A 15,039-nucleotide genomic window follows, 5' to 3' on the forward strand; every position below is an offset into this window, starting at 1 on the left:
CACCCCGGTATTCCCGGACCACTCAGCCGGCGGACGCCCCGTCCTGCCGCCCCTCGGCGCGCGATGCCTCAGCCGCCTCCCGGGTGCTGTCCACCAGGACCCGCCATGGCCCGGTGACGGCCTGCTCCGGAAGTGCAGCCCGGTGCTGCCCCGCCCGAATGGCGTAAATGAACCGGTCCGGCTGCTGCCCGGCGAACTTCTCCGCAGCGGCCCGTGGTGTCCTGGGCACCGAATCCCACGGGCACGCTTCAACAATGGGCTGCCACTGGTTGATAGCGGTCTCGGAACGGGCTTCCACCGTCCACACTCTTGGTATGGCGGCGATTCCTCCGGTGCGCTCAACACTGATCTTCATGGCCTGGTCCTTGGGCTTCCCCTACAGCCCGGACGGCCGAAAAGCGCCGGCCGGGCGTCCGTTAAAGCTTGACCTTCACAGTTTCCCACGCCAGCTGTACGGCGTCATGCTCGGGGGACCCGGAACCGAAGAGTTCCATGGCAGACGCAGCCGTGGCGCGGGCGAAAACCCTGAAGGTGGCAGCCGGCGGAAGCGATCCGCCGGTGAGCGCCTCGTACCAAATACGCCCGGGGGAGTCCCAGGCGTTTCCACCAAGGGACTCCGCTACCAGGTAGAAGGCACGGTTGGGGATGCCGGAATTGATGTGGACGCCACCGTTGTCCGCGCTGGTCCTCACGTAAGTGTCCATGGAGTCCGGCTGGGGGTCCTTACCCAGCACGTCGTCGTCGTACGCCGTCCCGGGGGCCTTCAGGGAGCGCAGGGCGCGGCCCTCCACGTCAGGAGTGAAGATGCCCTCGCCGATAAGCCAGCTGGCCTCAGCAGCGGACTGGTTGTTGACGTACTGTTCCACCAGCGCGCCGAAGACATCGGACATTGATTCGTTGAGGGCACCGGCCTGGTTCCGGTACACGAGCGCAGCTGAATACTGCGTAACGCCGTGGGCGAGTTCGTGCCCGATGACGCTCAGCGATTTGGTAAACCGTTCAAAGACCTCACCGTCCCCGTCGCCGAAAACCATCTGCTTCCCGTCCCAAAAGGCGTTGTCATAAAGCTGGCCGAAGTGGACCGTGGCGTTCAGGGGGAGCCCCCGTCCGTCGATGGAGTTGCGTCCGAACACGTCGGCGTAGAGCCGGTGCGTGTGGCCAAGCCCGTCATAGGCTTCGTCGGCCGCGGGGTCGCCCACGGGTGCCTCGCCTTCCTTGCGCACCAGCGTGCCAGGGAGGATCTCCGCGCTGTTTGCGTCGAAGACGGTCCGGTGTGGTGGCCCGGGCTTGGCCTGGCGGACGCCTGCCGGAATGTCCGGTGCGGGTTGGGACCGCGCTGAACGAAACGACTCGACATGGCCTAATGCTTCCCTGGCTGCCCTGGCCGCCGACGAAAACTCCGGCGCACCCTGTTTGGCCAGCCTCCTCAGCATGTAGGGCGGGACGATGGAACAGAACGGACCGTGCATGGCGTACCCCCTCGACTTGGTGGATTCAGACTACGAGGAGCCACCGACAATCCTTGGCAGGCTCACGCCGCACCTGGTCTGTGGTAGGAATCCAGACTGGTTCCGTCCCGTTCCCTGCCGTGGTCAGGACCCTCCGGCGAGCACATCCACATGGACGTGGTCGAGATGGCGCAGGATCTCGTTGCGGGGCTCGGGGGCGCGGTACTCCTGCCACAGCCCCCGGGAGCTGTGCACGCTCCAGAAGCGGTCGTCGAAAATGACGTACTGGATGTCCAGTCCGTCGGCGTGGGCGACCAGCCAGTGGGCCAGTATCCACCCTGCACGCCGGTTTTCCTCGGTCACCGGGCGGAAGAAGACATCAACAGCGCGGCCGTCGTAGTGCGTGGATTCAGCTCCATGTCCCTGGCCAACGCCGCCCGGGGCGAACCCGCCCAGGCTTTGGGTGCCAAACACCTCGGTCATGGCCCCGCGCATCTGTTCGGCGCGGGGTGTCAGCCCGGTGTCGCCCGGCTGCTGTTCCTCCAGGCCGGCGGCGGCCGAACCCCGGCAGCCCAGGGAAGGGCCGGCGTCTCCGGGTGGCCCGGCGGCCAGCTGCTGCAATGCCGCCGCGTCGATGCCGGAGGTGTCCGGTGGCTCCAGGCCGCGGGCAAGGAGTGCGACGGCTGTTGTGGCCCGTTGCGCCTCCTCGCGGCTGATCCCTACCTTCCCGTCGGGGGTCTCGACAACGCACTCCGGGTTCCACCCCAGCGAGCCGCCGGCACCGCGCAAACCGCTGAGCAGGCCGGGTGCGAGGAGCGCCAGCGCTGACGCGAGCAGCACAACAACGAGAAAGCCCGGGAGCAGCCGAAGCACGCCGCGGCGGCCTCCTTGAGTCCTGTCGCGGTTCAGCATGGAACCACACAGGCATGCCGCAACGGGATATCGGCGGTGGGAGTGGCCAGCCCCGGGGGCAGGCCCGGCCCGGAAGCTTTGGTACTGGTCACGGCGTTTCGGCCTACGATGATGCGCCTTTCGTTGGGTGCCAGCGCTCCGGTGTATGGGTAGGGGGGCACTGCTGAAAGGTTTAATTCACGGCCCGGGCCAATAGTTCCCAAGCAAAGGGTTCCGGGCCTGGGGTGCCAACTGGATGCAGCACCCGCCAAAACGCAGAGAGCCACCAGAAATCCGTGATTTCTGGTGGCTCTCGTTGGTGCCCTCGATAGGATTCGAACCTACGACCTTCTGCTCCGGAGGCAGACGCTCTATCCCCTGAGCTACGAGGGCAATCCGGGGTTTCCTGCCGTTGCCGGCGGGACGTCCTAGAGCTTAGCAGTAAGGTGGCCCGCAAGGGAAAATCGGTGCTGCCTCACTGCCCCAGGAACCTCCGAACGGTAAGAAGTCAGTAGCCGGAGAACGAGTCAACGTGGACTTTTGCCGCCCCGGCCCGTTTGGCGGCCCGCCGCAGTGACGCGACGCTCGCAGGGGAACCCGAGACGTACACCTCCCGGCCGGCCACGTCGGGGACCAGGGCACGGATGGCCTCGCCGTCCACCCGCGTGCCATCCCAGGAAGCGCTGGCCAATCCCGAAGGCGGCGCGGAACCGTCCGCCACGCGGACCAGGACGCGGATGCCGGCAGCCCGCAACTCATCCGCATAGGCAACCTCGTCTGCGCTCCTGGCCAGCAAAAGCAGCACTGCATCCCGCTCCCGCAACCCTCCGGAGGACACGTGCGAGAGGTAGGGCGTGACGCCGATCCCGGCCGCAATCAGCAGGACAGGCTTGCGCGGATCGCGGGGGAGGACAAAGTCCCCTCCGACCGACGTGGCCGTCACCTCGTCTCCCGGGTTCAGCGACAGGAGGACCTTTTTGGCTGCGGACAGGGGCTCCGCGGTCCGCACCCCGAACTTGACCAGGCATTCACTGGGCGAACCCGTCAGGCTGAACACCCGGCGTCGTCCTTTCCCGTCCGATTTTGCGTGCGGAAGGTCCAGCTCCATGTATTGTCCCGGCACAAAACGGACAGGCCGGGACGGCTCGAAACTGAACTCGGTGGTGCTCGGCGTCAAAGGCCTGGTTCCGGTAAAACGGAGCGTCACCCTGCCCCGCTGCCCCATCAGGAACGCGATCGCATTGCCCAGCAGCAGCGCTGCCTCGGGAGAATTGGCGATGAATCCGAAGTTGTAGGGGACCGCGAACACCACGCCGACCACAGCAGCCAGCGCCAGCTGTTGCCACCTCCTGGGCGGCAGCGTGAGAGGTTCGGTGAGCATGAAGCCAACAAAGAACAGCAGCGGCCGCTGGGCAAGGGATTGCCACAATGCCATGCCGGCGGACATGCCGGCCTGCAGCAGCTCCGAGGTGATGATGGCGGTGGCCACCACAAGGAACACGGAGGCCATCAGGAACTTCCTGGTCCTGTACAGGACCAGGAGGACACCGGGCACCAGCGCCCACAGCATGGCAGGGGTGGCTGCCCACCAGGTTGCGATGTTGAGCCCGGTGAGCCCGGCCACGAAGGCTCCCGCCGCGGCGGCGTTGAAGATGTGCCGGCCGCGCCAGGCGAGCGCGTACTTTGATGCCGACGCGAGCACGCAGGCCAAAGCCACGCCTGCCACGTCCAGCGGGGCGAACGAGGGCCAGAACAGGAAGTACAGCAGCAGGCCGGTGATCAGCGAGGACTCGGAGTGCGGCCGGACCCGGAACAGCGGCGCCAGCGCCCTGTTCGACGCGTACGTCAGGCCAAGGCACAGCACCAGGTGCGCCAGCATTTCGGGAATACCGAACGTCAGCCACCCAAGGGCATCAAGCACAAGGCTGTACACAGCCAGGACTGCAAGGACAAGGAGGACCAGCCGGTACATGGTGAACCGGCCCAGCGCGGTGTCCAGCCGCGCGCCCAGGGAAGCGCCCGGCGGCGCCTTCGGCGTTTCAATGGGGCTCATGTGAACAGTGTCCCTTCAAACTCTGCGGAGTGGGCAGCACTTCCATCCGAGAAGACAGTCAGCCAGGAGAAGTCGAAGGCCTCCTGGAGCCCGGCGCCGGGGACAAAGAAGAGTGCCGTTGCCAGGGCATCAGCCAGCATCGCGGTGTCGGCCAGCGCCCACGTCGCCACGGCAGTCCTGACAGGCCGGCCGGTTTTTCCGTCCAGGATGTGGTGCAGGCCGTCACCCCAGGCGCGCCGGTTGGCCGCAGACGCGCACAGCGCCCGGCCCGCCAGCTGCACCACCCCTATGGCCTGGGTTGGGTTGTACGGATGTTCCAGCGCCACCGGAACGGCATCCGGGCCCTTCACCAGCAGGTCCCCGCTGGCATCAACGATGAACGTGTCCACGCCATCCGCCTCCAGTTCGGCAGCCACCAGGTCCACCAGCAGCCCCTTGCCGGCAGCGCCGATGTCCAGCACAACGGGAGCCGCGGTGGTGAGGGTGCTGCCGGCCCACTCCAGCACATCGTCCCAGGCCGGCGCCGGCAGCGCGGAGCCGGAGGGGCGAAGGGAGTAGCCGGCGCCGTACCCCAGGCGCTCCAGGCTTGGGCCGATGAGCGGCGTCATGGCCCCGCCGGTGGCCTCATACAGAGCCCGGTACAGCTGCCCCAACGCGACGGCCTCCGCGGGAAAGTCATGCCGTCCGGGTTCCCTGGCCATGGCACTGACGCGGGAGTCCACCCGGAACCGGGACCAGTCGGCGTCGAACCGCTCCACCAGGCCGAGCAGGCGGGCCCGCAGGAGGGGATCAAGGGGCAGCGGCGAGGATATCTCCCAGTGCGTGCCAATGCCCTCAAACGCAAAGTCCTCCCAGCCGCCGCCCGGCACGTCCTACCTGGCCTCCGACTTGATCTGCTCCACTGCCTGGTTGAAGCCGCCGCTGGTGAGGGACGAACCGGCAACCTTGGAAACGTTGAGCTCATCTATGTTCCTGCCCACCACCTGCCCGGCGATCCCGCCGGCGAACTCGCCCTGGAACTTGCGGGTGTTCGGGTTTGACGGGTGCTGGGTGATCTGCACGTCCGTGACGGTCCCGGACGCCAGGGTCAGCTCCACGCCCACAGTTTCGGTGCCGTTCGGGGAGACGTACGTTCCATCCGCGCTGTAAGTGCCGTCCTTGTAGCTGGATCCGCCAGCGGCCGGCGTTGATGCGCCGGATGAGGACGTGCTTCCGGTGGCGCTGCTGCCGGAGGCTGCGGGAGCCGGGGAGGAGTCTCCGGCAGACGGGGCGCAGGCGGCCACCGTTCCTGCCAGGGACAGGCCGGCGATTCCGGCATAAACACTTTTACGGACGGAGGGTCTCATCAGGGCTCTCGTTTCGTCGGTGGATCGGGGCGGGAACTGCTGGGTGGTTACGGTGTTGTCAACGCAGAACCCAGCGTATTGGTTCAACCTGTGACCGCATTCACCGTTTTCTGTAAACACCGTGGCATCAGAAACGCCCCGAATTACTTGCTGTTACTGGGCCCCCGGTAGGCTAGAGGGGTGACTCCCGAAGAACTCTCCCTCGCCATATCCGCCTGCCTGAAGGAAGCCGTCGCCGCCGGTGACATCGCCCTTCCTGCATCAGCTGTGCCTGATGAGGTGCGCGTGGAGCGTCCAAAGAACAGGGACCACGGAGACTGGGCCACCAATATCGCCCTTCAGCTGGCCAAACAGGCGGGCACCAACCCACGGGAATTCGCCACGATCCTCAGTGCACGGCTGAAGTCCATCGACGGCGTGTCCGCCGTGGACATCGCCGGGCCGGGGTTCCTGAACATCACGGTGGACGCCGCTGCCGCCGGTGCGCTCGCCAAGGCGATTGTCGAAGCCGGAAAGCAGTACGGCACCAACACGGCGCTCGCCGGCCACACCGTGAACATGGAGTTCGTCTCTGCCAATCCCACCGGGCCCCTGCACATCGGGCACACCCGCTGGGCGGCCCTGGGCGATTCGATCGCCCGCGTCCTGCGCGCCTCCGGCGCCGACGTCACCGCTGAGTACTACATTAACGACGCCGGCACGCAGATGAACGTCTTTGCCCACTCCGTCTACAACCGGCTCCACGGTCTTCCCGTGCCCGACGGCGGCTACCCCGGACAGTACATCGCCGACCTTGGCCACGAGGTGCTCACCGAGCACCCGGACATCCGCGAGCTCACGGAGATTGCTGCCCTTCCCGTCATCCGCGCCGCTGCCTACAAGGCGCAGATGAAGGACATCAAGTCCACCCTTGCGGACTTCGGCGTGGAGTTCGACGTCTTCTTCTCCGAGCAGGAACTGCACGACGCCGGCGCAATCGAAAGTGCCGTGGCGCGGCTGCGCGAGCAGGGCCACGTGTTCGACGACGGCGGTGCGGTCTGGCTGCGGACCACGGACTTTGGCGACGACAAGGACCGGGTGATGATCCGCGCCAACGGCGAACCCACCTATTTCGCCGCGGACGCCGCCTACTACCTGTCCAAGAAGGACAGGGGCTTCACCGAGAAGATCTACCTGCTGGGCGCGGACCACCACGGTTACATCAACCGGCTCAAGGCCATTGCGGCCTGCGCCGGCGACGATCCCGAACTCCACATCGAGGTGCTGATCGGACAGCTCGTGTCCGTCAACGGAGCCAAATTGTCCAAGCGTGCCGGGAACATCATCGAGCTTAAGGACCTGATTGACTGGCTCGGGAAGGACGCTGTCCGCTACTCCCTGGCCCGGTTCCCTGCGGATTCGCCGTTGACCCTCGACCCGGAGCTGCTGAAGAAGCACAGCAACGAAAACCCGGTGTTCTACGTCCAGTACGCCCATGCCCGCTCCCGCGGCGCCGCCCGCAACGCCGTGGCGGCCGGTGTGGAACGCCAGGTGGATGGCCAGGACTCCTTTGACGCCTCCCTGCTGGACCACGCTACGGAAAACGAACTGCTCTCGTACCTGGGCAGCTACCCCTCGATCGTGGCCAAGGCCGCCGAGCTGCGCGAGCCGCACCGGGTGGCCCGGCACCTCGAAGTGATTGCCGGGGCCTACCACCGCTGGTACGACGCCTGCCGAATTGCGCCGATGGGCGACGAAGCGGTGACCGACGTCAACCGCACCCGACTGTGGCTCAACGACGCCACCAGCCAGGTCCTGGCCAACGGCCTCGATCTGCTGGGCGTCTCCGCCCCGGAACGGATGTGAGCCACATGTCACCGCAGAGCGAAGATTCCCGGCGCCAGGGTTCCCCGCTGGCACCCGATTGGCTATCGGTCCCCGCCGACCTCAATGCCCTGGAGCCCAAGATGTGGGCACAGGACGCAGCCCGGAACGATGCCGGCGAACTCACCGTGGGCGGAATTCCGGTCAGCGAGCTTCAGCGGCAGTACGGGACCCCGCTGTACGTCATGAGCGAGAACGATTTCCGCGCCAGGGCACGCGCCTTCAGTGACGCCTTCAACAACGCGTTTGCCGACATCTGCGGGGGAGTGGACGTCTACTACGCCGGGAAATCGTTCCTGTGCACCGCCGTGGTGCGCTGGGTCGAAGAAGAGGGCCTGCGGCTGGACACCGCCTCCGGCGGTGAGCTCGCGGTCGCGGCAAAGGCCGGTATTCCCGGAGCAGACGTTGCCCTGCACGGCAACAACAAGTCCGACCTTGAGATCCACCGTGCGCTGGACATGAAGCTCGGCAGGATTGTAGTGGACAGCCTCGGCGAGCTGGTCAGGGTGGGCGACATCGCCGAACGCCGGGGGGAAAAGGCAAAAGTCATGCTGCGGCTGACACCCGGCGTGCACGCCCACACCCACGAGTTCATCGCCACTGCCCATGAGGACCAGAAGTTCGGCCTTTCCATGGCTGCGGACACCACCGAACACGCCGGCCTGTCGGCTGCCGAGGAAGCCGTCGCGGCTGCGTCGGCGCATCCGGGCATCGACCTGCTGGGGCTGCACTGCCACATCGGTTCCCAGATCTTCGAGCCGGACGGTTTTGCCCTGGCCGCCCAGAAGCTCCTCCGTTTCCTTGCCGCCATGCAGGAAAAGTACTCCATCGTCCTGCCCGAACTGGATCTTGGCGGCGGATACGGCATTGCCTACACGCCGGTGGACACCCCCCGCCCCGCAGCGGAAATTGCGGAGGCGATGGCCGCCGTCGTGCGTTCCACCTGCGCTGAACTGGGGATCGACTCTCCCCGCATCTCCATCGAACCCGGCCGCGCCATTGTGGGCAGCACCACCTTCACCCTGTATGAAGTGGGAACCCTCAAGACAGTGCGCGTGGATGCGACTGCGTCGAACAATGGTGACGCAGACAACAACGTTACGCATCCGCGCCGCTATGTTTCAGTGGACGGCGGCATGAGCGACAACGCCCGCCCGGTGCTGTACGACGCGGATTACTCGGCAATCCTGGCGTCCCGCACCTCCGACGCCGGCCCGCAGCTGTCCCGCGTGGTGGGCAAACATTGCGAGAGCGGCGACATAGTTGTTAGAGATGTATATCTGCCCGAGGACGTGGCAGCCGGTGATCTGCTTGCTGTACCGGGTACCGGCGCCTACTGCTGGGCCCTGTCGAGTAACTACAACTATCTGGCCCGGCCGGGCGTTGTCGCGGTGCGCGACGGATCTGCCCGGCTTATTGTCCGCGGGGAAACCGAAGAAGATCTGCTGAACCGCGACATGGGAGTCTGAATGACCGAATTGCGAACCCTGAAAGTGGCCCTGCTGGGCTGTGGCAACGTTGGGGCCCAGGTTGCGCGGATTCTCATCGAGGACGCCGACACCCTTGCCGCCCGCGCGGGCGCGAAGCTGCAGTTGAGCGGCATCGCCGTGCGGGACGTCCACGCCAAACGCGACGTGGACCTCCCGCAGGACCTCTTCACCACCGACGCCGACACCCTGGTGAAGGACGCGGACCTGGTGATCGAGCTGATGGGCGGCATCGAGCCTGCCCGTACGCTGATCCTTTCGGCCCTCCGCAACGGTGCCTGCGTTGTCACGGGGAACAAGGCGCTCGTGGCGCAGGACGGCCCCACCCTGCACGAGGAAGCTGACAAGGCGGGCGTCCAGCTCTCCTATGAGGCCGCCGTCGCCGGTGCCATCCCCATCCTGCGGCCCATCCGCGACAGCCTCGCCGGCGACCGCATCACGCGCGTCCTGGGCATCGTCAACGGCACCACCAATTTCATCCTTGACCAGATGGACACCACCGGAGCCCAGTTCGCCGATGCCCTCGCCGAAGCGCAGCGCCTTGGCTACGCAGAAGCGGACCCCACTGCCGACGTCGAAGGCCACGATGCCGCCGCGAAGGCCGCCATCCTTGCCTCGCTGTCCTTCCACACCCGGTTTGCCCTGGAAAACGTCCACTGCGAAGGAATCACCTCGGTCACCGCGGCGGATATTGCCGCGGCCAAGGACGCCGGCTTTGTCATCAAGCTGCTGGCCATCGCGGAAAAGCTTCCCGCCGCAGGCACGGACGCGGACGGCGGCGAGGGCGTCTCCGTGCGCGTGCACCCCACGCTGCTTCCCCGTGAACACCCGCTGGCCGCCGTCCACGGCGCCTTCAACGCGGTGTTCATCGAAGCCGAGAACGCCGGCGAACTGATGTTCTACGGGCAGGGAGCCGGCGGTACACCCACGGCGTCCGCTGTCCTGGGCGACCTTGTCTCGGCCGCGCGCAGCCTGGTCCTCGGCGGCCCCGGCCGCACGGAAACCACCACCGGCCAGGTTTCGGCCCTGCCGATCGACGCGGCCGTCACCAGCTACTACATCGGCCTGGACGTCGCCGACCAGCCCGGCGTCCTGGCCAGGATTGCCCAGCTCTTCGCCGAGCACGGCGTGTCCATCGAGATCATGCGGCAGACCATCCACCGCGACGCGGAGTCCAACGTGGAATCCGCCGAGTTGCGGATCGTCACCCACCGTGCGTCAGAGGCTGCCCTTGCGGCCACCGTCGAGGCCGTGAAAGGCCTGGACGTCATCAATTCAGTTACATCCGTTCTGCGGGTAGAAGGAGTCTAAGTGGCTCACCAATGGCGCGGGGTCATCCGCGAATACGCTGACCGTCTGCCCGTGACGGAATCCACCAGGGTGATCACCCTGGGCGAAGGCGGGACCCCGCTGGTGCATGCCCGGAAGCTCTCTGAGCTCACCGGCTCCGAGGTGTACCTCAAGGTGGAGGGCATGAACCCCACCGGGTCCTTCAAGGACCGCGGCATGACCATGGCCATGACAGCCGCCGTGGCCTCCGGCGCGCAAGCGGTAGTCTGCGCCTCCACGGGAAACACCTCCGCCTCCGCAGCTGCCTATGCCACCGCCGCCGGCCTCACGTGCGCGGTCCTGGTGCCCGAAGGCAAGATCTCCATGGGCAAGCTCAGCCAGGCGATCGCCCACGGCGCCACGCTCCTCCAGGTGGACGGCAACTTTGACAACTGCCTGGACATCGCCCGGAAGCTGGGGGAGTCCTACCCGGTGTTCCTGGTGAACTCGGTGAACCCTGCGCGCATCCAGGGACAGAAGACCGGTGCCTTCGAAATCGTCGACGCGCTGGGCGACGCCCCGGACATCCACGTCCTGCCGGTGGGCAACGCCGGAAACATCACCGCGTACTGGAAGGGCTACAAGGAGTACTCCGCTCCGTTCGAGTCCGAAACCGCGGGCACCCTTCCCGCCGTCTCCACCAGGACGCCCGCGATGTGGGGCTTCCAGGCGGCAGGTGCGGCGCCCTTCGTCGCCGGCCACCCCATCACCGAGCCCGACACCATCGCCACGGCCATCCGGATTGGCAACCCCGCCTCCTGGGACGGTGCCATCGGCGCCCGCGACGAATCCGGCGGACTGATCGACTCCGTCACCGATGAGGAAATCCTCAGCGCGCACCGCTGGCTGTCCGCCCGCGAAGGCGTCTTCGTCGAGCCGGGATCGGCCGCGGGCGTGGCAGGGCTCCTGAAGAAGCACGCCGCCGGGGAAGTCCCTTCCGGCAAAACCATCGTCATCACCGTCACGGGCCACGGGCTCAAGGACCCCCAGTGGGCCCTGCGCACCGAGGACGGCAGCGACGTGCAGCCGGTCAAGGTACCCAACGACGTGGTCACCGTTGCCGCTGAACTGGGACTGGAAGAAAAATAGCCTTGGAAACCACCTCGCCGGCCGCCGTCGGACTGCAACCCATCGAGGCCGGCCAGATCGTCACCGTTCGGGTGCCGGCAACCACGGCCAACCTGGGCCCGGGCTATGACAGCCTGGGCCTGGCCCTGGCCCTGCACGACACCCTGACGGTGGAGAGCCTGGAAACGGACGAACTCCTCTTCGAGCTTCGCGGCGAGGGTTCGGAAACCCTGCCCCGGGACGCGAGCCACCTGGTGATCAGGGCCATGGAGGCGGCGTTCGAACGGCTGGGCTTCCGCCATGGCGGCCTGAAGGTGACCGCTGACAACGTCAACCCCCACGGGCGCGGCCTGGGATCCTCCGCCTCCGCGGTGGTGGCCGCGGTCTCGGCGGCCAACGCCATGGTTCCCGAGGCGGACCGCCGGGGCCGGGACTGGATCCTGCAGCTGACCAGTGAAATCGAAGGCCACCCTGACAACGTCGCTCCCGCCATTTTCGGCGGACTGGCGCTGTCCTGGCAGGACAGTGACCAGTACAGCAGCACCAGCGCCACGGTGGCGGATTCGGTGATCCCGGTTGTGGCGGTTCCGGATTACGAACTGTCCACGGAAGCAGCGCGTGCCCTGCTGCCCGCATCAGTGGGCCACCACGCCGCTGCCATGAACGCCGGACGCGCAGCCCTGCTGATCCACGCGCTGACGCACAAGCCGGAATTCCTGCTGGCCGGCACCGAGGACTACCTGCACCAGAGCTACCGTGCCGAGGCAATGCGGCCCAGCGCAGCCCTCATCAGTGCACTGCGCACCGCAGGCCACGCCGCCGTCGTCTCCGGGGCCGGGCCCACGGTGCTGGTCCTTGCCAACGGAGAGGCCGAAGCCGCCGCTGCCGTGGCTTTCATCGGGCAGTTCACGGCAGCCAACACGCCGGATATTGCCTGGCGCGTACTGAAGCTGGCAGTGGACGTCGAAGGTGCTAAGGTGGAGTTGCACCGGCGGTAATTCCGCCTATCTGATCTGCTATTGCACTTAGTTGCCGCCTGGTCTCTTACTGCGCAATCCATTCCGGTGCCGCCTGCTAGGTCTGTCGCAGGAATCTGCAGCATTCAAACTGCCCCTGAAGCGTCAGTCCGGCGTCCCGCCATGGGTGGAGCGCAAGGTGAATCAGTATCCGGCCCTGCTGGCCGAAATCCAACCGGCAAGGCCGAACAATCCGGCTGCAGATCTGAACTGCAGCCCAGATCAAATCATCGCGTCCAGCTCCCAGTCTGGACGCCGTCGAGGGGGAAGGATCCTTCGTGACCGAAACCACTGAGCTGTCGCCAGCTGTGGAACTATCATCTTCTGCTGCCGAATCACCGGCAGCTCCCGCCAAGAGCAGCGGCCTTGCCGGCCTCAAGCTCGCCCAGCTGCAGGCACTTGCCAGCCAGCTCGGCATTTCAGGCGGTTCCCGGATGCGCAAGGGGGACCTGGTTTCGGCCATCTCCGCCCACCGCGCCGGTACCCCCGTGACCAAGGCTCCCGCCAGGGCAACCGAAAAGTCCGTAGACACCACGGCGGCGCCGGCAGTTGCCACCGCAGTGACCTCCCCGGCCGCCGCTGAAGCAACGGAAGCTCCCGCGGAAGGAACCCGGGCACGTGGCCGCGGACGCAGCCGTCGCGCCGTCAGCGACGGGGTTGTGGCACCGGCAACCACCGAGCCTGCCACCGCCGACACCAGCACCGCCGCTCCGGTTGAGGCACCTGCCGCCGAGGCCACCGAAGCGCCCGAAAGCGCTGGCGAACGCCGCCAGCCGCGCACCCGCAACCGCCGCCGCGGCGAAGCCGCCGCTGCGCCGCAGGCTGCCGAGGCCGCCGAAGCACCCGCTGAACAGGCCGTTGTCGAACAGCGGACCTCAGAACAGCGCACCCCGGACCAGCGCACCGAAGCTCCCGCGGAGGCCGGCGACTCAGGCCAGCGCGCCGACCGCCGCGAAGGCGGCCGCACCCGCGGCCGTGACAACGCCGGACGCGACAACGCTGCCCGCGAGAATACCGAAGGCGGCCGCGACAACGCCGGCAGCCGCGAGGCAGGCCAGCGCGAAGGTGCCCGCCGGGACGACAACCGCGACAACACCCGCGACAGCGATGATTCAGACGGCGGAAGCCGCCGCAACCGGCGCAACCGCCGGGACCGGAACGACCGCAATGACCGCTCCGGCGGCCAGGACCGGGACAACACCTCCCGCAACGACCGCTTCCGTGACCGCAACGACCGCCGCCGCGGCCGTTCCCAGGGACCCGACGTCGACGACGTCGAGGTTACCGAGGACGACGTCCTGCTGCCCGTGGCGGGCATCCTCGACGTCCTGGAAAACTACGCGTTCATCCGCACCTCCGGCTACCTGCCGGGCCCCAACGACGTTTACGTCTCCCTGGCACAGGTCAAGAAGTACAACCTGCGCAAGGGCGACGCCGTCGTCGGTGCAATCCGCGCACCCCGCGAAGGCGAGGACCGCAGCCAGCAGTCCGCCCGCCAGAAGTTCAACGCGCTGGTCCGCGTCACCTCGGTGAACGGCAAGACCGCCGAAGAGCTCAAGGACCGCGTCGAATTCGCCAAGCTGGTTCCGCTCTACCCGTCAGAGCGCCTGCGGCTGGAAACCGATCCCAAAAAGATCGGTCCCCGTGTCATCGACCTGGTTGCCCCCATCGGCAAGGGCCAGCGCGGCCTGATCGTCTCGCCCCCGAAAGCCGGCAAGACGCTCATCCTGCAGTCCATCGCCAACGCGATCACCACCAACAACCCTGAGGTCCACCTCATGATGGTGCTGGTTGACGAACGTCCCGAAGAAGTCACGGACATGCAGCGCACCGTCAAGGGCGAGGTCATTGCCTCCACCTTCGACCGTCCCGCTGACGACCACACCACCGTGGCCGAACTTTCCATCGAACGCGCCAAGCGCCTCGTGGAGATGGGCATGGACGTGGTGGTCCTCCTGGACTCCATGACCCGCCTGGGCCGCGCCTACAACCTGGCAGCACCGGCCTCCGGCCGCATCCTGTCCGGTGGTGTGGATTCCGCGGCGCTGTACCCGCCCAAGCGCTTCTTCGGTGCAGCCCGCAACATCGAAAACGGCGGCTCGCTCACCATCCTGGCCACCGCGCTCGTGGAGACCGGTTCCAAGATGGACGAGGTCATCTTCGAGGAGTTCAAGGGCACCGGCAACATGGAGCTCCGCCTGTCCCGCCAGCTGGCTGACAAGCGCATCTTCCCGGCCGTGGACGTCAACGCGTCCGGCACCCGCCGCGAGGAGAACCTGCTCTCGCCCGAGGAAGTCAAGATCATGTGGAAGCTGCGCCGCGTCCTTTCCGGACTCGAGACCCAGCAGAGCCTTGAGCTGCTGACCAACAAGATCCGGGAAACCCAGAGCAACGTTGAGTTCCTCATGCAGGTCCAGAAGACGACGCTTGGTGCGAAGTCGGATAACGACAAATAGCTGTACCAGGGGCGGGTGCGGTTGACTCGCGTGGTTCGCCACGCAGGTTTTCCGCCCCCGCCCCTTCGCATGGTGGCCATGT

The 15,039-nt window shown here is 66.7% G+C and carries 12 protein-coding genes and 1 tRNA gene; 6 read left to right on the top strand and 7 right to left on the bottom strand.

Annotation, left to right across the window (positions count from 1 at the left end):
• Nucleotides 1–22: 22 nt before the first annotated feature.
• The 7 genes from HTS88_RS13245 to HTS88_RS13275 all read right to left on the bottom strand — a co-directional run bounded on the left by HTS88_RS13245 (nt 23) and on the right by HTS88_RS13275 (nt 5,738).
• Nucleotides 23–355, bottom strand: coding sequence for a protealysin inhibitor emfourin (locus HTS88_RS13245; RefSeq protein ID WP_174179101.1), 333 nt, complete (start codon nt 353–355; stop codon nt 23–25).
• 61 nt (nt 356–416) lie between these two features.
• On the bottom strand, nt 417–1,469 hold the full coding sequence (locus HTS88_RS13250; protein ID WP_174179103.1) for a M4 family metallopeptidase: 1,053 nt from the start codon (nt 1,467–1,469) through the stop codon (nt 417–419).
• Nucleotides 1,470–1,592: 123 nt separating this feature from the next.
• Nucleotides 1,593–2,321 carry a VldE C-terminal domain-containing protein gene (locus HTS88_RS13255; RefSeq protein WP_251424919.1) on the bottom strand — a complete coding sequence of 243 codons (729 nt, stop codon included), beginning with the start codon at nt 2,319–2,321 and terminating at the stop codon, nt 1,593–1,595.
• A 335-nt stretch (nt 2,322–2,656) separates the two neighbouring features.
• Nucleotides 2,657–2,732: transfer RNA gene (locus tag HTS88_RS13260), tRNA-Arg, on the bottom strand.
• A 115-nt stretch (nt 2,733–2,847) separates the two neighbouring features.
• On the bottom strand, nt 2,848–4,392 hold the full coding sequence (locus HTS88_RS13265) for a ferredoxin--NADP reductase (protein WP_174179105.1): 1,545 nt from the start codon (nt 4,390–4,392) through the stop codon (nt 2,848–2,850).
• Nucleotides 4,389–5,261 (bottom strand): FAD:protein FMN transferase, encoded by an 873-nt coding sequence (locus tag HTS88_RS13270; RefSeq protein WP_174179114.1) that lies wholly within the window; start codon nt 5,259–5,261, stop codon nt 4,389–4,391. Before HTS88_RS13270 ends, HTS88_RS13265 begins: the two co-directional genes overlap by 4 nt.
• 3 nt (nt 5,262–5,264) lie before the next feature.
• Nucleotides 5,265–5,738 carry an FMN-binding protein gene (locus HTS88_RS13275; RefSeq protein WP_174179116.1) on the bottom strand — a complete coding sequence of 158 codons (474 nt, stop codon included), beginning with the start codon at nt 5,736–5,738 and terminating at the stop codon, nt 5,265–5,267.
• A gap of 180 nt (nt 5,739–5,918) precedes the next feature.
• On the opposite strand from HTS88_RS13275, the gene argS reads away from it, so the two are divergent.
• The 6 genes from argS to rho all read left to right on the top strand — a co-directional run bounded on the left by argS (nt 5,919) and on the right by rho (nt 14,957).
• Nucleotides 5,919–7,583 carry an arginine--tRNA ligase gene (argS, locus tag HTS88_RS13280; RefSeq protein ID WP_174179118.1) on the top strand — a complete coding sequence of 555 codons (1,665 nt, stop codon included), beginning with the start codon at nt 5,919–5,921 and terminating at the stop codon, nt 7,581–7,583.
• 5 nt (nt 7,584–7,588) lie between these two features.
• Nucleotides 7,589–9,070: a diaminopimelate decarboxylase gene (lysA, locus tag HTS88_RS13285; RefSeq protein ID WP_174179120.1), complete on the top strand. Its 1,482-nt coding sequence runs from the start codon at nt 7,589–7,591 to the stop codon at nt 9,068–9,070.
• Nucleotides 9,071–10,399, top strand: a complete 1,329-nt coding sequence (locus HTS88_RS13290) for a homoserine dehydrogenase (protein WP_174179122.1) — start codon at nt 9,071–9,073, stop codon at nt 10,397–10,399. It begins immediately after the preceding gene.
• The gene (thrC, locus tag HTS88_RS13295; protein ID WP_174179124.1) at nt 10,400–11,506 is read left to right on the top strand and encodes a threonine synthase; all 1,107 of its coding nucleotides are present in this window, start codon (nt 10,400–10,402) and stop codon (nt 11,504–11,506) included.
• A gap of 2 nt (nt 11,507–11,508) precedes the next feature.
• Entirely contained in the window at nt 11,509–12,483 is a 975-nt protein-coding gene (gene thrB, locus HTS88_RS13300) for a homoserine kinase (protein ID WP_174179126.1), read from the top strand.
• 296 nt (nt 12,484–12,779) lie between these two features.
• The gene (rho, locus tag HTS88_RS13305) at nt 12,780–14,957 is read left to right on the top strand and encodes a transcription termination factor Rho (protein WP_174179128.1); all 2,178 of its coding nucleotides are present in this window, start codon (nt 12,780–12,782) and stop codon (nt 14,955–14,957) included.
• Nucleotides 14,958–15,039 lie beyond the last annotated feature (82 nt).

Source organism: Pseudarthrobacter oxydans, assembly GCF_013314975.1.
In the GTDB taxonomy this organism is placed as follows: Bacteria; Actinomycetota; Actinomycetes; order Actinomycetales; family Micrococcaceae; genus Arthrobacter; species Arthrobacter oxydans.